The sequence below is a fragment of the Paraliobacillus sediminis genome, from assembly GCF_003426055.1.
Map to the genome: position 1 here is coordinate 104,919 of NZ_QJSI01000003.1, position 20,684 is coordinate 125,602.

Sequence of the window (20,684 nt, forward strand, 5' to 3'; positions counted from 1 at the left end):
ATAAGGGGGTGTGATAACATGAGGACTGTAGAACCTATAAAACAAATAGATCAGTTAGAAGAAATGAAACGAATACTACATAAACGTTCAACTCGTGACTATTGCCTGTTTTTACTAGGTATTAATACAGGTATGCGAATCCATGATTTGATTCATATTCGTGTCGATCAGTTGCGAAATCAATATGGCGAATTTTATTCTTACTTACAAACATCAAGTTATTTTGATCCACCTATTTATTGCACCGAATCACTCCGAACGATAATCAATCAAGTAATAGAAGAATCAGACCTTAATCGAGATGATTTTCTGTTCAAATCACGTAAGTCGTCAGCTCCAATAACACGTCAACAAGCATACCGTATCATCCATTTTGCCGCAAAAGAAGCTGGAATAGATGAACCAATTGGTATGCACACACTTCGAAAAACGTTTGGTTATCATGCTTATATTAATGGCATTGCAATCTCCCTAATTCAAAAACGTCTACAACATCAAACAACAACTGAAACAAGGCATTATATCGGAATTTCAACAGTAAATAGCGCTATAATAAAACTGAATATTAATTTATAGAGAGGAGAAAACACGCATGGTTAATGGGATTTTTCAAACAGACTCGCTTATTTTGTTATTTGCAACCTTATTTATCCTAGGTGTATTTACAACTAAATTATCTTCCCGATTTGGGGTGCCAGCTTTAGTTTTATTTATTATGATTGGGATGATAATAGGTAGTGATATATTAGGAATCATCTACTTTGATGACGCGCAAACTGCGCAAGTAATTGGTATATTCGCCTTAATTATTATCTTATTTGAGGGTGGTTTACAAACAAATTGGAGTGACTTAAAGCCAGTAATGAAACCAGCATTATCACTAGCAACTTTTGGTGTATTGCTTACTTCAGCAATTATCGCTGTGGCAGCAAAGTACATATTAGATATTGATTGGCTTCTTGCTATGTTATTTGGTGCAATCGTCGGATCAACTGATGCAGCAGCGGTTTTTGCGGTTTTAAAAGAACAGCCGATAAAGAAAAGAATCGGCACAACGCTTGAAGCAGAATCGGGTTCCAATGATCCAATGGCTGTTTTCTTAACTGTTGCGATAATTGAACTAATTACGAATCCGAATACAAATATATTCTGGTTGATTATGACATTCTTTTTGCAAATTGGACTTGGTCTATTACTTGGCATTTTATTTGGAAAAGTAGCAGTTATTGCGATAAATAAAATTAACCTTGATTCAAGTGGCTTATATCCGATCTTTGCAATTTCTTTTGCGCTATTAGCATATGGTATAACATCTGCTGTAAATGGAAGCGGCTTACTCGCTGTATATGTGTTAGCGATTGTTATGGGCAACGCTGAAATTGCGTATCGCTTTTCCGTATTCCGTTTTTCTGAAGGATTCGCATGGATGATGCAGATTGTAATGTTTGTAATTTTAGGCTTACTTGTCTTTCCGTCTGAATTATTCGAATGGGAGATTATACTCCAAGGTATAACGATATCGATTATCTTAATGCTTGTTGCACGTCCTATCGCAGTAGCAATCTCAACCATTTATATGCATTTCACAAGAAAAGAACTGATCTTCTTATCCTGGGCAGGTTTAAAAGGTGCAGTACCAATTGTTTTAGCAACTTTTCCGTTACTTGCAGGTGTTGAAGGTAGCCAGCAAATTTTCAATGTTGTATTTTTTATCGTATTAACGAGTTGTCTCATTCAAGGTACGACAATCGCTCCGTTGGCTCAAAAGTTAGGACTATTTGGACCAAAGAAAACAACGCCGATTCATACACTAGAGTTAATATCGTTAGGAAAAGCCAATGCTGAAATGATTGAATATGAAATAGAAGAAGACGCTGCTATTGTTGGTAAAACATTAAATGATATTCCGTTTCCAACAGATACACTGGTTAATGCAATTATTAGAGAGGAGCAATTGGTTACACCAACAGGTGACACAACGATTGCTGCAGGTGATTTTCTATATATGTTAACCTCTCGTAAAAGCAAAAAAGCCTTGCGGTTATTATTAAATAGTAAGAATAAAATGACTAGTGAAGTTGTTGGGAAATAAACATGGTGATTATGTGCCAACTCTACCAAAATGTTCTATACTAGAATTAGCTTAAAATTTGAGGCAAAGGACTGATGTCAATGGCGCGTATCACATGCGATTTTTTCTCGGAAACACTTATGTTAAATACATCAATGACAGTAATTCTACCAGAGCAAACGGCTAATCAAATAGGCATGCAGAACAATAAAAGACAGGAACAAAAGCATTCAACACTCTATTTATTACATGGTTTCAGTGATGATCATACAATTTGGACACGTCGTACTTCTATTGAACGATATGTAGTGGAATTAGGAATAGCGGTAGTGATGCCAAATGTTGATCATAGTTTTTATACGGACATGAAGTATGGAAAAAAATATTGGACATTTATATCTGAAGAATTGCCTCGGATAGCACGCTCCTTTTTCTCGCTATCTGATAAACGGGAAGATAATTTTATTGCTGGTTTGTCCATGGGTGGTTATGGAGCAATGAAATGGGCTTTAAATAAACCAGATCAATTTGCTGCTGTCGCAACACTATCTGGTGTGTTAGATATTGCTAGTCATACAGTAGTCAATCAACAAGAGCCTAATCAGCTGGATGCAACATTTTATAACGCTTATGGAGACCAAGATTTAAAGGGAACGATGCATGATGTTTTAGATTTAATCAAAAAGGTTGATGCCTCAGGTGGTGAGAAACCTAAAATTTATCATGCTTGTGGCACGGAGGATTTTCTATATAAAGAAAATGTACTATTTAAAGAAGTTTGCGATCAAACGGATTTAGACGTCGTTTCAACTTTTGATAGTGGTTCGCATGAGTGGAATTATTGGGATTATCATATTCAACGCGTTCTTAAATGGCTCCCACTAACATAACTCAATACATATAAACGTTTTATCAGCATGTCCAAATAGTGTTTATATGGGAGTGTCTAACTTTTTGGTTAGATGCTTTTTTGGATATAATAAACGAAGTAATTGCTTCCTTAGATAATTAAACTGGAGAAAGATGGGATACTATTTGAAACAAATTTATAGCGATTTAATTGAATTTCGAGGTTCTCATTATGAATTTGGTCTAGAACAAGCGAAAGAATTAAAAGATTCTTTATATATTAAAAATCGTTTAAAACAGTGGAAAACTAGGAAACCGCGTTTTACGATTGATGAAAAAGAAGCAGAAGATGCGATTAAATCGTTTGCACCTGCTATTTGGCAAGAACTAGATGGGATAGCTGATGGCTTAGATTGGCCAATGCAAAAAGTTTTGCATGAATTTGGCGGTTATCGTCTTGATTATGACCGTTCTGGTTGTTCTATTATGACAGGCGACCATTACCTTGTACGTAATTATGACTATCACCCGAAAACTTATGATGGGCGTTTTGTTTTGTTTCAGCCGTCAGATGAGGGTTATGCGACGATGGGGGCAAGCCAACGAATCACTGGTCGTTCTGATGGTATTAATGAAAAAGGTTTAGTAATGGGTTATAATTTCATGCATCGGAAAAAGCCTGGTGAAGGATTTATTTGTGGTATGATTGGACGCTTTATTTTAGAAACGTGTGCGACCGCCTTAGAAGCAGTCGCATTATTAAAAGAAATGCCACATCGTCATTCATTCAGCTATATTCTCTATGACAAAACCCGAAAAACATATGTTGTAGAAGCAACACCTCGTAATGTAGTTGTTAGAGAATCAACAATATGTACCAATCATTTTAAGACAATGGAAGAGGAAAATCGTCATTACTTGGTTGACTCAAAACGTAGAGAAACGATATTGGCAAAAGAAGCTGGTTCGGGATTAAGTGGAAAGCAAGCATTTCAGTTATTAAATGGTCGTGCGCGTGGCATTTTCTCAGATGAGTATCGTAATTGGGCAGGAACGATACATACAACTGCATATTTTCCAGACAATTTAATAGGTTGGATCGCACTTGGTGCTGATCAAGCTCCAACAGAAATTGATTTTGGTCAGTGGATAAAAGGAGAGGCATTAGCTACTAATCGTATCAAGGGAGTGGTCGATACGGATATCCCATTTGCTCATATGGATGAGGGAGCGCATTGGCAACATAAAAAATGAAAGAATAAGTATGCTAAAATAAATAAAAAGCAGAAAAGCTGGTGATGACGTTGACTAAGATTTTGGTTGTAGAAGATGAAAAAAAGCTAGCACGTGTTTTGCAATTAGAATTAGAATATGAAAACTATCAACCAACGATTGTATATGATGGAAGAGCTGCATTGGATAAATTACAGAACGAAACGTTTGATTTGATCTTATTAGATATTATGCTTCCAGAATTAAGCGGTCTAGAGGTTGTAAGACACTTACGAAAAAAGGATCCAACCACACCAGTTATATTGTTAACAGCAAGAGATGCGGTCCATGATAAAGTTAGTGGTCTTGATCTAGGGGCAAATGATTACATTACAAAACCATTTCAGATTGAAGAATTGTTAGCTAGAATGCGGGTGCAGTTGCGAAAAAAAATAGAAGTAAACCGTGACAATAAACTTATAATTGACAAGCTTGTAATAGATCGTACTACTCGAGAGGTATTTTATGACTCAAACGCTATAGAATTGACAAAAAGAGAATTTGACTTGCTTGATTATTTAGCAACAAATCATAACCAAGCACTAAGTAGAGAACAATTGCTAAACCATGTGTGGGGTTATGCGTATATTGGAGAAACAAATGTTGTCGATGTTTACATAAGATATTTACGTATAAAAATTGATAAAGCATTTAATCAATCCTTTATTCATACTGTTCGTGGAATCGGATATATGTTGAAGGAACCACAGTCATGACCTTGCAGAAAAAAATAACCTTCGTTGCGACGGTACTCCTGTTAATTTTCATGTTATTCATTCATGCAGCAGTTTATTTATTATTCCAACATACAGTTGTAAGTGCAGAACTAGACCGAATTGATAGTGAAGCTGCAGTTATCTTAGAAGCTCTAGCAGAGGGGAATGAACAAGTAGAGGCTTCCGAATTATTAAAGGCATACGTTCCAGCAAGTGGAATGATCCGTGTGATAAGTCAGGAAGGTGATGTCATCCAAACAGTAACGAAAGATACAAATTTAACAGACATAGCAACATCTTTTAAGTCTAATGAAGAGAAAAAAATAATTGAAATCGATAATGATTATACATACGCAGTTATATCTATACCATTTATTTGGCAAACGGGTGAAGTCGTAACGATAGAAGTAATTGAAACGATTGAATATGTTGAGCAAACAATGCAAACATTACGGATTGTTTTACTTGTGGCTTCACTACTGATGATCTTACCAGCATGGCTAGGTGGTTTATGGGTTAGTAAATTGGTCGTTAAACCAATTCGCGTTTTGATTGAATCAATGAAAAAGAATCAACAGGATGGTACGTGGGAAAAAATAACGCATCAAAAGAAATCAAAAGATGAATTGTATCAATTAGAGGAAGCATATAATGCAATGATTAATCGACTACAAGCAAATTTTGAACAACAAGAACAATTTATATCAAATGCTTCACATGAATTAAAAACACCACTAGCAGTAATTTCGAGCTATACACAGCTATTAGAAAGACAAAGGAAAAAGAGACCTGAATTAGTTGAAGAAGCAATAGAAGCAATACAATTTGAGATAAAAAGAATGACAGCATTAACGAATCAAATGCTGTCATTAGCCTCAATAGATCAAGCTATTAAGCTTACGCTACAACCAACTAATATCATTTCTCTTTGTAAAGAAACAATAAAGACGTTTCGTGTTTCATTTAATCGGGAGATAAAGCTAACGATGGATGAACAGAACGTACTTGTATACTGTGATAAAGAAAAAATCAATCAAGTACTATATATACTGCTTGATAATGCTCAAAAGTATAGTAATGGACCGATAGCTGTCATCCTTAAAAAGGAGAAAAATAAAATTGTTATTTCTGTGAAAAATAAAGGCCAAGCAATTCCACAAGAATCACTAATTAAAATATTTGATCGCTTTTACCGCTTGGATAAAGCGCGAAACAGTGAAACTGGCGGAACAGGACTAGGGTTATCTATAGCAAAAATGATTATTCAAGCACATGATGGTGAAATTTATGCAGAAAGTGAGCAAGATAAAGGGACAACTATTATTTTTACGTTGCCATTTAAATAGAACTTTCTCATCAAATTCTAATCTTTCTTTAAAGATTCTCTAATCTTAATTTTGTATACTTAAGATATTCAGTTAAGAGGAGGAAGTAATTATGAAAAAAGTTAAGGGAACAAAAAAACAGTGGTTATCCATTTTAAGTATTGGCTTAATTGTGATAATCGGGTTAGTTGTTTACCAAGTTAATGTCACAAGTGCGGATGCGAAGCTATCAATGGAACAAGCTGAAAATAAAGCAACTACACAGTATCCTGGAGAAGTAGTCTCCATTGAGTTAGATGATGATGGAATCAGTAAGAAGTATGAAATTGAAATTAAAGGAACAGGAAAATATTATGATTTAGAGTTGGATGCTGATACTGGAGAAGTATTAGAGTTAAAGGAAAAAACTGTTTCAAATGCAACAACTGGTAACGAAGGAGATAAAGTCAACCAATCATCATCCGAAGATCAAACAGAAACTAGAAGTAATGATGCTGAAGCTGATGATGAAGAAACAGAAAATAACCAAACATCGAATGTGATTATTTCTACAACAGAAGCTCGAGAAATTGCAACTAGTGAAGCGGAAGGTACAATTGTCGATTTAGAACTAGATGAAGATGATGGTTACACAGTATATGAGATCGAAATGCACAGCGCCACCCAAGAGATTGATATCGAAATTGATGCATATACAGGTGAAGTACTTGTAATTTCGATGGAGGCTCTCGATGACTAAAGTAAGACACAAAAAAACGAACCAGATTAATCTGGTTCGTTTTTTATTTAATAGCTGTTATTAGTTTTTTTCAACGTTAGCAGCTTGTGGTCCACGGTTGCCTTCTTCGATGTCGAATGTTACAGTTTGACCCTCTTCAAGTGTCTTAAAGCCTTCGCCTTGAATTGCAGAGAAGTGAACGAATACATCGTCTTGTCCTTCTACTTCAATAAATCCAAAACCTTTGTCTGCGTTAAACCATTTTACTGTTCCTTGTGCCATATTACTTTTCCTCCTAGTGTGGATCGTCCACACAATGTATTACTATTCTTGCTCATGCATCAAAACGAAAACTTTCACGTTGCTAGTTACTTGAAGTGTTTTGTCGAACAAAATAGCTAAGTTCATTATAACAAGTGATTTTCCAAAAAGCAACGTTTTGCCAAAAAAAATTAAAAGGGAATTTTCAAAATACAAAGAAATTAATCTTAAATTGGCTATAATACTTGATAGATGGGATGATTGTATGTAGTATAGATAAAGGAGTTTTTTATTAATAAGGATTAAAAGAGGGGTAACTATGAGCGACAAATATTCCATTTATGGATTGACACAAGATAAGCTTACAGACTGGTTAATGGACCATGGTCAAAAAAAGTTTCGTGCAACACAAGTTTGGGATTGGTTGTATAAAAAGCGTGTAACAACGTTTGAAGCTATGACAAATCTAAATGAAGAATGTATTGCTTTATTAAAAGCTAATTTTTATATAGAATCTTTGACAGAAGATTTAAAACTTGAATCAAAAGATGGAACAATCAAATTTTTATTTAAACTGGGAGATGGTAATTTAATTGAAACGGTATTAATGCGCTTTTCCTATGGTTTATCTGTTTGTGTAACAACACAAGTAGGCTGTAATATTGGCTGTACATTTTGCGCAAGTGGTTTACTAACGAAAAACCGTGATCTCTCAGGTGGGGAGATAGTTGAACAAATTATGAAAGTGCAACATCATTTAGATGAATTAAATAATGGTGATCGTGTTAGCCATATTGTTATTATGGGAATTGGCGAACCGTTTGATAATTACGCTAACACAATGGATTTCTTACGTGTTGTGAATGACCAACAGGGTCTATCAATTGGTGCGAGACACATTACTTTATCTACAAGTGGTTTAGCACATAAGATTCGTGACTTTGCGAATGAGAATTTCCAAGTCAACTTAGCTGTTTCCTTACACGCTCCTAATGATGAATTGCGTACACGTATTATGAAAATTAACAAAGCATTCCCACTTGCTAAGTTAATGGATGCAGTTGATTATTATTTGGAGAAAACGAATCGACGGATTACGTTTGAATATATTTTACTGAAAGATGTAAATGATCATCAAGAAGAAGCTGTCCAATTAGCAAAACTCTTGAAAAATAAACGTCATCTATCCTATGTGAATTTGATTCCGTATAACCCTGTTGAGGATAACCAATATGACCGTAGTGAAAAGGATGCGATTGTCTCCTTTTATGAAACACTATTAAATGCTGGAATCAATTGTGGTGTACGTGTTGAACAAGGTTCCGATATTGATGCAGCATGTGGACAATTACGTAGTAAGCAAATGAAAAAGGCTAATTAACTCAAAACCACACGTCTTATTATAAGACGTGTGGTTTTTAAATCATAATGCTTTATTCCGATTAAACAAGTGTGTATAATAAGTTTAAAGGGGATGAAGAGATGACTATTCCAAAACCATTAGTCCAATTAAACCAATCTTTCATTGTTATTACCGTAGTAATCGCATTACTCTTTGCAAAGCCAATTCTATTTATACCATTTATAATAGGTGTATATACGTTATCAACTAAGAAAAATCCAATCATTCTATTAGGTAAAAGGTTTTTAAAAAAACCAATAAACAGTTATCAAAAAGAAGATAAGGATCAACAACTGTTTAATCAATGGATCGCAACAATTTGTTTAGGGTTATCGCTATTATTTTTTGCTCTTAATTTAAATGTTTTAGGCTATATCTTTAGTGTTATGGTTGTATTAGCCGCAGGGATTGCTTTAATGGGTTACTGCATTGGTTGTACGATTCGCTACCGCTATATGATGTGGAAATATAACCGTACAAAAAAACAGTCTGCATAATTGACACAACATTGAACAATATCCAAGTTTAATCAGAAGAGACCAAATCAAAAGTGATTTGATCTCTTCTTTCACATGTTTTTCCCAAAGCAGTACAATTTTTATTGGTCGGTTTTAAATTGGATAAATGTATTTCTACGTATAAGCGGATAAACTTCCCAGCCTGCTATCGTATTAATAATGCTAATATTTCGATCGACAGCTAAACCTAAATTAGTCGCGCCGGTACCATGTGAATGCTCTAAATTTGTTAAGACAAAGAAGCGAGCAGGGTGCTCATCTTCATTAAATACGAGTTGATAATCCCTTGTTACTTGGTAATTTAAGTCATCTTCCCAAATGATTTTATCTTTGTATTGTTTGAAGAACCAGTCTGGTATATCGGGTTTGTAACCTGTAGCAAGTATAATTTTATCACTTGTATGTGGAAATTGTTTATCCTCTTGCCATTGGTGACACTGCAATTGATAGTTTTTCTCTTTTGGTTTGATACCTTTTACTTCCGTAGACGGCTGAATTGTAACGTTTGGATTTTCTCCTCCGACCGATTGGTGATAGAGTAGCTCATAAATTTTATGTAAGGTAGTTTGGTCAATACCCTTACGGAGCTGACTAAGTTCTTCTAATACTTTCAATCTTTCTTTATAAGATAGGGCGTGAAAATAATCAACATAGTCAGGGGTGAATACTTCCTGTCCTATTTTAGATTCGTCTAATTGAAACAAACCAGTAGAGCGAGTGAGCCACGAGAGATGATAGTGATGAAATTTTTGTTCATGAAGCAAATCATAAAAAACTTCTGCAGCGCTTTGACCTGAACCGATAATCGTAATTGATTTTGCTTTTTGGGTTTCTGTTTTATGGTTTAAATAATGATTCGTATGAAATACATCTTCTGAAGGCAAGTTTTCCATGCCGTCAAGTTCAAGTGGTTTACTTCCAGTACCTAACACAACATGTTTCGCTTGATAGCACTTCACTTGCTCCTCATCCCAATGCTTCACTTTAACAACATAATGTGTGTGATGATCGATTACATCAACCACTTCAGAATGAAAAAAACAATTCGGTAATTGCTCAGCTACCCATCGCCCATATGCATCATACTCTTTCCTAGGTATATCGAGTTTTCGAAAAAAGTAAAAGGGATAGAGTCGATTTTGTGTGTGCAAGTAATTTATATATGTATACTGGCTTCTAGGATTAGCGAATGTTACCAGATCAGCAAGAAACGAAACTTGTAAGTCTGTGCCATCGATGAGCATACCAGGGTGCCAATGAAATACTTGGGTTTGATCAAAAAACACCGCATTTAATTCTGTTTGTTCATCTATTAATGCTGCTAAGCCTAAATTATAGGGACCGATACCAATGCCAATAAAATCATAGGTAGTTGTTTTCATCTGGAAAACCTTCTTTCATTCATAAGTATAGTGTTGTATACCCAAAAGGTAATACTCTCAATCTAAATGAATTATAATAACGCAACTTGCTCATTACTTTAAGTTTGAATGTTTCGTGCACACGTTTGCTTTATTTTAATATATATAAAGCATTAAATGATGGGATATTGTGATAAATGAGTAGATTCAATCATATCAATAGATGAAAGCATATGGTAATAAAAACCTGCATTAAAATAATGTAAGCGGTTAATTTGTTTTAAAAAAGTGGTTGCTTTATAAAAAAGCATATGGTATTGTTTGTTTATACAAGTTAATGCAAACGATTGCTTAAATTCGAAAATGAAGTAATTAGCAAACCACTACATTAATTTGTAAAACATTTTCTTTATTATATAGAAAAGGGGAGATTTACAATGAAGAACAAAAAATTTCTATTTTTATCTTTTGCTTTAGTTTTAAGCTTATTGCTAGCAGCTTGCGGATCTGACGACAGTAGTTCAGAAGATAGTGACACAGCAGAAGGAGATAAAGTAAGTATTGAGATATTCCAAGGGAAAGTAGAGTTTAAAGATCAATTTGAAGAATTAGTTGCTACGTATGAAGAAGAAAACCCAAATGTTTCAATTACAGTTGAAACTGTAGGTGGAGGAACTGATTATGCTCCAGTACTAAAATCAGCATTTTCTTCTGGTGATGCGCCAGATATTTTTAATGTAACTGGGCCACAAGATGTAATCGATTACAAGGAATACTTAACAGATCTTTCTGACACAGCAGCAGCTCAAGCAGCTCTAGAAGGTACATTGACAGCAGTTACAGATGGTGATCAAATTCTTGGTCTGCCATTTAATCAGGAAGGTTATGGTTTAGTTTATAATAAACGTATTTTTGAAGAAGCTGGTATTAATGCAGAAGAAATATTAACTTTTGAAGATTTAGAAGAAGCAGTGAAAACAATAGATAGTATGAAAGAAGAATTAGATTTAGAAGGTGTATTTGCATTACCTGGTAAAGAAGCATGGGTTATGGGTGACCATTTAGCAAATGCATTCTTAGCACCTGAATTCAATCACGATATTATGGAAGCGTTTAATGCAGAAACAGTAACATTTGAAAGAGGAGACGAGATGAAACGTTTTCTTGATTTGCAAGCAGAATATTCAGTTGGACCTGTGCTTAGTCTTGATTATTCACAACAAGTCGAAGAGAACTTTTCACTTGAGCGTGTAGCAATCATTCAACAAGGTAACTGGGTTTATCCTTCTGTTCAACAAATGGATGAAGAGTTAGCTCAGAATATTGGTATGTTACCAATTCCAGTTGAGGGATTAGAAGGACGTCTTCCAGTTGGTGTACCAAATAACTGGGCAGTAAATAATGAAGGAACAGATGCAGAAATTCAAGCATCAAAAGATTTCTTAGATTGGATGTATACATCTGAAGAAGGTAAGAGATCCGTAATAGAAGACTTTAAGTTCATTCCTGCTTATGAAGGTTATGATACTGACCTAATCACTGATCCACTATCAAAAGATGTCTATACGTATTCTGAAGCAGGTAATACAATTGGATGGATCTTCGGTGGATACCCAAGTAACCCATGGGGAACAGACGTAATGGGGTCAAACATGCAACGCTATTTAGCTGATGACATGACATGGGAAGAAGTAATTGAAGATTCAATTGCGAAATGGGAAGAAAAGAGATAAGTAACTAACATATAGAATCAAGCGATGTTTACGCATCGCTTGATATTTTCATAAATGGAGGGGATCAAGGTGCGGAATCGTGATCTAGCTTTTTGGTTATTTTTAACGCCTGTTTTATTAGGTTTAGGATTAGTTGTAATTGTCCCATTACTATACGGTACGATATATTCCTTTACAGATTGGAATGGCTTAACAGCAAATAAGTTTATCGGATTTGAACATTATATTAATTTGTTTCAAGATAAGGGTTTTTTAAACTCGATTTGGTTCACGATAAAATTTTCGGTAGTAACGATATTTTTGCTTAATTTCTTTGGTATGGGCTTAGCGTTACTTGTGACAAGAAAATTAAAATCAGCTAACTTTTTACGGACCATCTTTTTCATGCCTAACTTAATTGGTGGTTTAATTTTAGGGTTTATCTGGCAGTTTATTTTCGTTAGTGTATTTGATGATGCAGGTCAATTACTAGGAATTGAAAGTTTACAAGGTTGGTTATCAACAACTGGTACTGGTTTTTGGGGCTTAGTTATCTTAACAGTATGGCAAATGTCCGGTTATATCATGATCATTTATATTGCGTATTTACAAAACATTCCAAACGAATTAATAGAATCATCCAAAATTGATGGTGCTAATAGTTTCCAACGTTTTCGAAGTATTATATTTCCGTTAGTCGCGCCAGCTTTTACAGTTAGTATGTTTTTAACGTTATCAACATCGTTTAAAATGTATGATCAAAACTTATCATTAACGGGTGGTGGCCCTTTTGAATCAACGCAAATGGTGGCAATGAATATTGTTAGAACGGCATTTGGTGCTAATGAAATGGCTTATGGACAGGCTAAAGCAGTGATATTTTTCATTATCGTAGCAGTAATATCATTAACGCAAGTATACTACAACAAGAAACGGGAGGTTGACATGTAATGAAGGATAAGAGAAAAAAATATCTTGGAGAAATATTAGCCGTATTACTTGGTTTAATCTGGATTTCCCCGTTCTATTTAATGCTAGTTAATGCATTTAAATCAAAAAGAGAAATTTTTACTGATGTTTTAGGTTTACCAGAAGGTCTAGAAACAACGAACTTTGTTGAGGCATTTATTGATTTAGACTTTATCAACTCTTTGCTGAATTCACTAATTGTTACAGGTGTAAGTATTACCATTATTGTATTTTTCTCTTCTATGGCGGGCTACGCGCTAGCGCGAAATAAAAGTAAGTTAAGTGCACTTATTTTAATGCTGTTCGTTGGTGCAATGTTAATCCCATTCCAGTCTGTTATGATACCATTAGTGGCATTATTCGGTAAAGTTGAATTACTAAATCGTTATGGTCTTATTTTCATGTATTTAGGTTTTGGATCAAGTTTATCCATTTTCTTATACCATGGAGCGATGACTGGAATTTCACGCTCACTTGATGAGGCAGCGATTATCGATGGTGCAAATAAATTTCAAACATTCCGTTACATTATCTTTCCATTATTAAAACCAATCTCGATGACAGTTGGGATTTTAAATGTAATATGGATCTGGAATGACTATCTATTACCATCTCTTGTATTAAGTGATAGTAATGCGACGATACCACTAAAAATGTTTTATTTCTTTGGGCAGTATACGAAACAATGGCATTTAGCATTAGCTGGTTTAACGATAGCAATTATCCCAGTAGTCATTGGTTATTTCTTTGCTCAGAAACAAATTATTGCAGGAGTAGCTGAAGGTGCTGTAAAATAATAGTATTAACTAATTGAATTTAGTAGCATAAAGTAGGTGGAGAGATGGCAGTTACAATAAAAGATGTAGCTAAAGAGGCAAATGTAGCAACATCAACGGTTTCACGTGTTATTTCAGATAGTCCCAATATTAGTGATAAAACAAAACGAAAAGTACGTAAAGTAATGGAAGAAATGGGTTATTATATTAACTTGAATGCTCGAGTCTTAGTACAACAGTCGACACAAACTATTGGAATTGTAATGAAAAACTCAACGATTGAGTCCCTACATGATCCGTTTTTTCCAGTAGTATTACAAGGAATTAGTTCTTATGCAAACAAGCAAGACTTTAATATTAGTATTACTACTGGCGATACTGAAGAAGCGATTTTTCACGATGTAGAGAAGATGGTACAGGGTAAACGTGTTGATGGTATGGTAGTCACATATTCTAAAGCGAATGACAAGGTTGTTCCCTATTTATTAAAACGTGGTATTCCCTTTGTAGTAGTAGGTAAGCCGGTTGTACACACAAACGAAATCATGTACGTCAATAATGATAATGTGCAAGCAGCAAAAGATGCAACAGAATACCTAATCAAATTAGGACATGAGAAGATTGCATTTATTGGTGGAGATAATGAATTTGAAGTGGCAATTTCAAGATTAAGTGGTTATCGAGAAGCAATGAAATCACATATAGATTTGTTGAATGAAGCTTATATTAAAGAGGCACCAAGTTTGGATTCGATAGAAATAATTATGTCTGAATTATTAGCGTTACCGGATAGACCAACTGCTATTATAGGAACAGATGATTTAGCTTCCTTGCACATTATGTCTGTATTACGAAAAATGAATGTCCGAGTTCCAGAAGACATTAGTTTGATCAGTTTTAATAATACCATGATTGCACATTTAGCAAATCCTAGCTTAACTTCGGTTGATACGAATGTTTTTCAGCTTGGTTATGAAGCTGCACGTTGTCTGATAGAGGAGATAAAGGAACCATCAACATATGCTAAAAGTATCATTATACCAACTAAGATAGAGATAAGAGATTCCACGACTACTATATAAAATGAAGCGATTTTTTTTAATGGATTAAGCAAACGTTTGCCTATTATTTGCATAAAAATTGCTATGTAACGAAGAACAATTTTAGATAATTAAAGGAGTAGAGATGTAATGAATACAATGATGAGCGGACTTTTCAGAATGACAGAATGGATAATGCGATTTTCCGTTGTAAATCTATTGTGGCTAGCCTTTAATTTACCAATTGTTTTGTTACTAGTAAGTGCAATCTATGCAGAAGGAGTTTCGCCAGTTTTTGCTTTTATTCCAATCATAATTCTTGCACCATTTCTGTTCTTTCCCGCAACAACAGCGATGTTTGCAATGGTAAGGGATTGGATTATGGAAAAGGAGCAGAAGTTTCTAATTTTTAGTTATTGGAAATATTACCGAGCGAACTATAAAAATAGCTTAATTAGTGGTTTAGTATTAACGTTGGTTTGGACAGTATTAGTAGTTGATTTTTACTTCTTCCAGCAAGAAAATGTTATTTTATTTTTCACATTTATCCTATTTGGAATTGTGTTATATGTTTACACACTTGTATTTTTCTCTGTACTTGTACACTATGACATTAAATTAAGAGCGGTGTTTAAAAATTCACTTTCACTAACATTAGGCAGTCCAATTCTTTTTATAGCGGTACTAGTTACTAGTTTAATTATTTTATATGTGAGTATAAATGGCATGCTGTTTTTACTAGTATTCTTTACTGGTAGTTTAATTGCTTTTATTTCATTCGCAGCATTTTACCGTCTATATATCAAATTAACTAACTAACGTAACTCTATCACCAAAAAACAGAAATGATTCAATCAATAGCTTTACAGTTAAAGAAAGTATATAACGAGAGATAAAAGATATGAGGGGGACCGATCATGATTAAAAAGTGGTGGAAAGAAGCAGTAGCCTATCAGGTTTATCCGAGGAGCTTCAAGGATTCAAATGGTGATGGTATTGGAGATATTCAAGGTGCCATTCAAAAGCTTGATTATTTAAAAAATCTAGGGATTGATGTAATTTGGATGAGTCCAATTTATCAATCGCCAAATGATGATAACGGTTACGATATAAGTGATTATCAGGATATTATGGATGAGTTCGGAACAATGGAGGACTTTGATCAATTATTAGAAGAGGCACATAAACGTGGGATGAAAATAATTATGGACTTAGTCATAAATCATACGTCTGATGAACATCCGTGGTTTATTGAATCACGTTCTTCTAAAAATAATGCTTATCGTGATTATTATATCTGGAAAAAAGGTGAGAAGGGAAATGAACCAAATAATTGGGAATCGATTTTTAATGGATCTGCCTGGGAATACGATGAAAAAACAAACGAATACTTCCTGCATGTATTCTCTCGAAAACAGCCAGATTTAAATTGGGAAAATCCAACGGTAAGACAGGAATTATACAAGATGGTTAACTGGTGGCTTGATAAAGGGATAGATGGTTTCAGAGTCGATGCTATTTCTCATATCAAAAAAGTTGAAGGGTATCCAGATATGCCTAACCCAGATAAAACGAAATATGTTCCGTCATTTAAAGGTCATATGAACCGTCCAGGTATTGATACATTTCTTAGTGAATTCGCAGAAAAAACCCTGCATCGTTATGACGTCATGACAGTCGGGGAAGCCAATGGCGTGAAAGTAGAAGATGCTGATCAATGGGTTGGTGAAGATAAAGGCTACTTCAACATGATTTTTCAATTTGAACATTTAGATTTATGGGGTAAAGGTGCATCAAATGGCTTGGATATTCATGCTTTAAAAGAAACGCTAACCAAATGGCAAAAAGGTCTTGATGGCGTTGGCTGGAATGCGCTATTTTTAGAAAACCATGATCAGCCAAGATCAGTCTCCACATGGGGAAATGATACGAATTTGCGTCAAACTTCAGCAAAGGCTTTGGCAACTCTATATTTCCTCATGCAAGGCACGCCGTTTATCTATCAAGGACAAGAAATAGGCATGACAAATGTTCAGTTTGATTCGATTGATGATTATAACGATGTAGCAATAAAGAATCTCTATAAAAAGGAACGAAAAGAAGGAAAATCGCATCAAGAAGTAATGGAAGTCATTTGGAAGAGTGGTCGTGATAATTCACGTACACCGATGCAATGGTCTAGTGAGGATAATGCTGGTTTCACAACAAGGAAGCCATGGCTTAATGTTAATCCGAATTATCCAGACATAAATGTCGAACAAAATCTAGCAGATCCAAACTCAATCTATCATTATTATAAGAAATTGATTTCACTACGCCGATCTAGTGAGACGTTAGTGTATGGTAGCTATGATTTAGTAGCAAAAGAGCACGATCACGTTTATGCATATACTAGAAAACAAGATAATGATACGGTACTGATTGTTGTAAATTTATTTGAAATAGAAACAACAATCACATTACCAGATGAATTTAAAAATAAACAACGATCATTACTGCTTCACAACTATAAGGTAAAGGAAAGTAATGCTAATATTTTATCGTTACGACCTTATGAAGCAAGAGTATATCACTTAAATTAAACAGTAAAAGGATCTATCCAGAGTAGGATAGATCCTTTTACTGATTTAGCTAATCTAATTGCTTTATTTAACAGCACCATCTGCAATCCCTTTAATAATATATTTTTGTAAAAACATATATAAGATAATTATCGGAATAATCGCTAACACTAATGCAGCTAATGCTAAATGCCATTGTGTCGAATATTCACCAAAGAAATAAAAAGTTTTTAAAGGAATCGTGTACATACCTTCTTTGTTTATTACTAATGAAGGCAAGAGATAATCATTCCAAAACCAGATTGCATTTAATACGATGACCGTAACAGTTGTAGGACGTAACATTGGTAGTATTATATAGCGATATACTTGAAATCGATTACATCCATCAATAATAGCTGCTTCATCAAGCGATGTAGGTATACCTCTCAGTGCCCCGAAGAAGAGGAAAACGGCTAAACTTGACCCCAATCCCAAATACATAATAGAGATTCCAAAACGATTTAACATATCAAATGAACCGAAAATGGATACTAAAGGGATCATAATTGCTTGGAAAGGCACTAACATCAGTATAGCAAAGAAAAAGTATATAACGGTACTCGTTTTCGTTTTCCTTCTTGATAGTGCATATGCTGCCATTGAAGCAAAAACAACGATTAACAATATACTAAAACCAGTGATAAACACAGAGTTTAAAAAGCTTCTTACAAAATCAAGTTGCATAAAAGCTTCTGGATAATTTGCTACTGTTCCGTCTTTAGGTAATCCTAACGTATTCGTGAAGATTTCTCCTTTTGATTTAAAAGAGTTTACGATTACTAAATAAAATGGGTAAATCCAAATTACGGAAGTTATAAAGCCTAGAAATAAGTAGATATATACTGATAGCTTCTGCTGTTTCATTACAAATCGACCTCTCTTTTACGTGTAATATAAATTTGTAAAACAGATATTATTGTAATAATGATCAAAAAGATAACAGCTTTAGCTTGGGCATAACCCATTTCCTGAATTTTAAAAGCTGTATTATAAATGTTCATTGTCGCCATTTCAGTCGAGCTAAAGGGACCACCAGCAGTTAATGCCATATTTTGATCGTACACTTTAAAGGCATTTGAAAGTGTCAAGAACATACTAATCGTGAAAGCCGGCGCAACTAAAGGAAATTTAATCTTCCAAAATTTTTGCCAAGCATTTGCACCATCGATCGTCGAAGCTTCTAATAATTCTTCTGGTACGTTATTCAAAAATGAGATATAAATGACCATTATATAGCCACTCATTTGCCATGTAAATAAGATAACTAAACCCCAAAAACCAGTATTTGTATCAGATAACCAGCCATTAAATACATCAATCCCTGTAATATCTGCTATACTTTCAAAAGCCTTTAAAAAGATAAACTGCCAGATAAAACCTAAAATGATACCACCAATTAAATTTGGCATAAAGTAAATGGTCCGAAATAAGGTACTGGTTAGTTTTCCAAACTTTTGCGTGACTAATAATGCAAAACCAAGTCCAAGTGCATTAATTCCGATTACTGATGCTATAGAAAAACCTGCTGTAAAGAGCATACTATCCCAAAATTGGTTATCATTTATTAATCTTGTATAGTTGTCTAATCCAATGAAGGCAGCAACTTGAAAACCGTTATATTCTGTAAAAGAGTAGTAGATACCTTGAATAAACGGGATGATAATTACAATTGTAATTGCTACTAAACAAGGAATTAAAAACATCCAATAAGAACTTTTTTTGAAAGTCACGTATATCCTACCTTTCTATTTAAACTGTAGAGTCGAAAATATTCGTTCGACTCTACAGTTTTGTTTATCTCATCTTAGAATAGTTTTCTTTTGTTACTTCTTCAAAGTCCTCCCATGTGATATCACCATTTAGATATCTTTGGAAATCTGGGAATAGAGCTGTCGAGAAGAATCCATCTGGATATTGGTTATTTGCCCAAATTCCAGTTTCCCCGTTCATTAACATTTCATAAATCGTTTTAGAGACATCGTCTGCTATTGCGTCAGTATCATAGCCTTCATGTGCAGGTATATATTTAAAATCACTTATAATTTTTTCTTTACCATAATCAGATGTGTACATCCAATCCATAAATTTTTTGGATTCTTCAACAGATGCTTCTTCTTTGTCGCCGTTTATTCCCCAGAACCAAGAAGGACCAGCAATAATTTTACCTTCAGAATCATCCTCTACATACATTGGTAAGATACCAAGCTTTTCACTTGCGAAGCTCTCATCTAGACTGTCTAGGGAAGGGATGATCCAGTTACCTTGGTGTATAATTGCAACTTGGCCACCAGCAAACATTTCTTCCACGGACGTACTATAATCGAGCGATAATATTGGCTGTGCGTTGTATTGATTGAATAAGTCAGTATATTCCTGCATTCTACTGCCATACTCTAATTCTAATTCTTCAGATGCATAAGCGTCTATTACACTATTATTGAATTCAGGTGAGGTAAAATGACTTGAAAATTGACTTACAACCCAATCTTCTTTTCCACTAAAAGCGAATACGGACTCTAAACCAAGTTCTTCTTTTTGACTATCGATTGTCTCCACAGCCTCGACAAAGTCTTGATATGAACCTATGCTCTCTGGATCTATACCAGCTTGATTAAATATGTCTTTATTAATCATCCAACTATAACCTTCTATATTTAACGGTATTCCATAAGGCGTACCATCTAGCGTTGCACCCTCTAATGTACCGTCGATTGCAGTCTTAGCGGATTCCATTTCAGATACATCGATTAAGTAATCTTGATACTTTGCGGCATCAGACAATCCACCTAGTAAAAAGATATTAGGTTCATCATTTGAAGAGAATTTTGCTTGTAATGCTGATGTTGCATCTTGTCCACCGCCAACGGTCGTTAAGTTAATTTTTACATCAGGATTCTCTTCTTCATATTTTGCAATCATACCCTCTAGTTGATCTTTTGTTTCTACTTTAATATTAAAAATAGATAATTCTACCTGATCACCATTAGTGCCCTCACCGCCTGATGAACAAGCAGCACCTATTAGTAAAAAAACTGTTAATATGAAAAATAATCCTATTAATCTTCTTCTCATAGTAAAACCCTCCTAAAAG

The 20,684-nt window shown here is 34.5% G+C and carries 20 protein-coding genes; 15 read left to right on the plus strand and 5 right to left on the minus strand.

The window, feature by feature from the left end; translation table 11 throughout:
• Window positions 1-18: 18 nt before the first annotated feature.
• The 7 genes from D2K60_RS13195 to D2K60_RS13225 all read left to right on the plus strand — a co-directional run bounded on the left by D2K60_RS13195 (window position 19) and on the right by D2K60_RS13225 (window position 6,972).
• Window positions 19-576: a tyrosine-type recombinase/integrase gene (locus D2K60_RS13195; protein ID WP_117169959.1), complete on the plus strand. Its 558-nt coding sequence runs from the start codon at window positions 19-21 to the stop codon at window positions 574-576.
• A 16-nt stretch (window positions 577-592) separates the two neighbouring features.
• The gene (locus D2K60_RS13200; RefSeq protein ID WP_117169958.1) at window positions 593-2,092 is read left to right on the plus strand and encodes a potassium/proton antiporter; all 1,500 of its coding nucleotides are present in this window, start codon (window positions 593-595) and stop codon (window positions 2,090-2,092) included.
• 80 nt (window positions 2,093-2,172) lie between these two features.
• Entirely contained in the window at window positions 2,173-2,961 is a 789-nt protein-coding gene (locus D2K60_RS13205; protein WP_117170385.1) for an alpha/beta hydrolase, read from the plus strand.
• 145 nt (window positions 2,962-3,106) lie between these two features.
• Window positions 3,107-4,174: a C45 family autoproteolytic acyltransferase/hydrolase gene (locus D2K60_RS13210; protein ID WP_117170384.1), complete on the plus strand. Its 1,068-nt coding sequence runs from the start codon at window positions 3,107-3,109 to the stop codon at window positions 4,172-4,174.
• Between the two features lie 44 nt (window positions 4,175-4,218).
• Window positions 4,219-4,908 carry a response regulator transcription factor gene (locus tag D2K60_RS13215; RefSeq protein ID WP_117169957.1) on the plus strand — a complete coding sequence of 230 codons (690 nt, stop codon included), beginning with the start codon at window positions 4,219-4,221 and terminating at the stop codon, window positions 4,906-4,908.
• Complete coding sequence (locus D2K60_RS13220; RefSeq protein WP_117169956.1) at window positions 4,905-6,254, plus strand: sensor histidine kinase; 1,350 nt, start codon at window positions 4,905-4,907, stop codon at window positions 6,252-6,254. Before D2K60_RS13215 ends, D2K60_RS13220 begins: the two co-directional genes overlap by 4 nt.
• A 91-nt stretch (window positions 6,255-6,345) precedes the next feature.
• Window positions 6,346-6,972, plus strand: a complete 627-nt coding sequence (locus D2K60_RS13225; protein WP_117169955.1) for a PepSY domain-containing protein — start codon at window positions 6,346-6,348, stop codon at window positions 6,970-6,972.
• A 60-nt stretch (window positions 6,973-7,032) separates the two neighbouring features.
• On the opposite strand, the gene D2K60_RS13230 is transcribed toward D2K60_RS13225, so the two are convergent.
• The gene (locus D2K60_RS13230; RefSeq protein ID WP_112180617.1) at window positions 7,033-7,233 is read right to left on the minus strand and encodes a cold-shock protein; all 201 of its coding nucleotides are present in this window, start codon (window positions 7,231-7,233) and stop codon (window positions 7,033-7,035) included.
• A 298-nt stretch (window positions 7,234-7,531) separates the two neighbouring features.
• Here D2K60_RS13230 and rlmN point away from each other — a divergent pair, with 298 nt between their 5' ends.
• Both rlmN and D2K60_RS13240 read left to right on the plus strand, forming a co-directional pair.
• Window positions 7,532-8,593, plus strand: coding sequence for a dual-specificity RNA methyltransferase RlmN (gene rlmN, locus D2K60_RS13235; protein WP_117169954.1), 1,062 nt, complete (start codon window positions 7,532-7,534; stop codon window positions 8,591-8,593).
• A 101-nt stretch (window positions 8,594-8,694) separates the two neighbouring features.
• Complete coding sequence (locus D2K60_RS13240; protein WP_117169953.1) at window positions 8,695-9,111, plus strand: DUF4395 domain-containing protein; 417 nt, start codon at window positions 8,695-8,697, stop codon at window positions 9,109-9,111.
• Between the two features lie 101 nt (window positions 9,112-9,212).
• On the opposite strand, the gene D2K60_RS13245 is transcribed toward D2K60_RS13240, so the two are convergent.
• Entirely contained in the window at window positions 9,213-10,514 is a 1,302-nt protein-coding gene (locus tag D2K60_RS13245) for a lysine N(6)-hydroxylase/L-ornithine N(5)-oxygenase family protein (RefSeq protein WP_117169952.1), read from the minus strand.
• A 416-nt stretch (window positions 10,515-10,930) separates the two neighbouring features.
• Between D2K60_RS13245 and D2K60_RS13250 the strand changes: the two genes are divergently transcribed.
• From D2K60_RS13250 to D2K60_RS13275, 6 genes are all read left to right on the plus strand, one after another.
• Window positions 10,931-12,226, plus strand: a complete 1,296-nt coding sequence (locus tag D2K60_RS13250) for an ABC transporter substrate-binding protein (protein WP_117169951.1) — start codon at window positions 10,931-10,933, stop codon at window positions 12,224-12,226.
• Window positions 12,227-12,295: 69 nt separating this feature from the next.
• Complete coding sequence (locus D2K60_RS13255; RefSeq protein WP_117169950.1) at window positions 12,296-13,156, plus strand: carbohydrate ABC transporter permease; 861 nt, start codon at window positions 12,296-12,298, stop codon at window positions 13,154-13,156.
• Window positions 13,156-13,971, plus strand: a complete 816-nt coding sequence (locus tag D2K60_RS13260) for a carbohydrate ABC transporter permease (protein ID WP_117169949.1) — start codon at window positions 13,156-13,158, stop codon at window positions 13,969-13,971. The genes D2K60_RS13255 and D2K60_RS13260 overlap by 1 nt, the downstream gene beginning before the upstream one ends.
• Window positions 13,972-14,015: 44 nt before the next feature.
• Window positions 14,016-15,032, plus strand: coding sequence for a LacI family DNA-binding transcriptional regulator (locus D2K60_RS13265; protein ID WP_117169948.1), 1,017 nt, complete (start codon window positions 14,016-14,018; stop codon window positions 15,030-15,032).
• A 108-nt stretch (window positions 15,033-15,140) separates the two neighbouring features.
• Window positions 15,141-15,809, plus strand: a complete 669-nt coding sequence (locus D2K60_RS13270) for a YesL family protein (protein ID WP_117169947.1) — start codon at window positions 15,141-15,143, stop codon at window positions 15,807-15,809.
• Window positions 15,810-15,907: 98 nt separating this feature from the next.
• Complete coding sequence (locus D2K60_RS13275; RefSeq protein WP_117169946.1) at window positions 15,908-17,572, plus strand: glycoside hydrolase family 13 protein; 1,665 nt, start codon at window positions 15,908-15,910, stop codon at window positions 17,570-17,572.
• Between the two features lie 63 nt (window positions 17,573-17,635).
• Here the strand turns inward: D2K60_RS13275 and D2K60_RS13280 are convergent, their stop codons facing one another.
• The 3 genes from D2K60_RS13280 to D2K60_RS13290 form a co-directional block, all read right to left on the minus strand.
• Entirely contained in the window at window positions 17,636-18,457 is an 822-nt protein-coding gene (locus D2K60_RS13280; protein ID WP_117169945.1) for a carbohydrate ABC transporter permease, read from the minus strand.
• Window positions 18,457-19,323: a carbohydrate ABC transporter permease gene (locus D2K60_RS13285; RefSeq protein ID WP_240335293.1), complete on the minus strand. Its 867-nt coding sequence runs from the start codon at window positions 19,321-19,323 to the stop codon at window positions 18,457-18,459. The genes D2K60_RS13280 and D2K60_RS13285 overlap by 1 nt, the downstream gene beginning before the upstream one ends.
• Before the next feature lie 64 nt (window positions 19,324-19,387).
• Complete coding sequence (locus D2K60_RS13290) at window positions 19,388-20,665, minus strand: ABC transporter substrate-binding protein (RefSeq protein WP_117169944.1); 1,278 nt, start codon at window positions 20,663-20,665, stop codon at window positions 19,388-19,390.
• Window positions 20,666-20,684 lie beyond the last annotated feature (19 nt).

What these genes read in the sequence shown, in the direction of transcription:
- D2K60_RS13265 (WP_117169948.1), top strand. Translation starts at nt 14,016, where the DNA reads ATGGCAGTTACAATAAAAGATGTAGCTAAAGAGGCAAATGTAGCAACA.
- rlmN (WP_117169954.1), top strand. Translation starts at nt 7,532, where the DNA reads ATGAGCGACAAATATTCCATTTATGGATTGACACAAGATAAGCTTACA.
- D2K60_RS13290 (WP_117169944.1), bottom strand. Translation starts at nt 20,665, where the DNA reads ATGAGAAGAAGATTAATAGGATTATTTTTCATATTAACAGTTTTTTTA.
- D2K60_RS13280 (WP_117169945.1), bottom strand. Translation starts at nt 18,457, where the DNA reads ATGAAACAGCAGAAGCTATCAGTATATATCTACTTATTTCTAGGCTTT.
- D2K60_RS13250 (WP_117169951.1), top strand. Translation starts at nt 10,931, where the DNA reads ATGAAGAACAAAAAATTTCTATTTTTATCTTTTGCTTTAGTTTTAAGC.
- D2K60_RS13215 (WP_117169957.1), top strand. Translation starts at nt 4,219, where the DNA reads ATGACGTTGACTAAGATTTTGGTTGTAGAAGATGAAAAAAAGCTAGCA.
- D2K60_RS13245 (WP_117169952.1), bottom strand. Translation starts at nt 10,514, where the DNA reads ATGAAAACAACTACCTATGATTTTATTGGCATTGGTATCGGTCCCTAT.
- D2K60_RS13260 (WP_117169949.1), top strand. Translation starts at nt 13,156, where the DNA reads ATGAAGGATAAGAGAAAAAAATATCTTGGAGAAATATTAGCCGTATTA.
- D2K60_RS13195 (WP_117169959.1), top strand. Translation starts at nt 19, where the DNA reads ATGAGGACTGTAGAACCTATAAAACAAATAGATCAGTTAGAAGAAATG.
- D2K60_RS13205 (WP_117170385.1), top strand. Translation starts at nt 2,173, where the DNA reads ATGGCGCGTATCACATGCGATTTTTTCTCGGAAACACTTATGTTAAAT.
- D2K60_RS13200 (WP_117169958.1), top strand. Translation starts at nt 593, where the DNA reads ATGGTTAATGGGATTTTTCAAACAGACTCGCTTATTTTGTTATTTGCA.
- D2K60_RS13275 (WP_117169946.1), top strand. Translation starts at nt 15,908, where the DNA reads ATGATTAAAAAGTGGTGGAAAGAAGCAGTAGCCTATCAGGTTTATCCG.
- D2K60_RS13230 (WP_112180617.1), bottom strand. Translation starts at nt 7,233, where the DNA reads ATGGCACAAGGAACAGTAAAATGGTTTAACGCAGACAAAGGTTTTGGA.
- D2K60_RS13225 (WP_117169955.1), top strand. Translation starts at nt 6,346, where the DNA reads ATGAAAAAAGTTAAGGGAACAAAAAAACAGTGGTTATCCATTTTAAGT.
- D2K60_RS13270 (WP_117169947.1), top strand. Translation starts at nt 15,141, where the DNA reads ATGAATACAATGATGAGCGGACTTTTCAGAATGACAGAATGGATAATG.
- D2K60_RS13220 (WP_117169956.1), top strand. Translation starts at nt 4,905, where the DNA reads ATGACCTTGCAGAAAAAAATAACCTTCGTTGCGACGGTACTCCTGTTA.
- D2K60_RS13240 (WP_117169953.1), top strand. Translation starts at nt 8,695, where the DNA reads ATGACTATTCCAAAACCATTAGTCCAATTAAACCAATCTTTCATTGTT.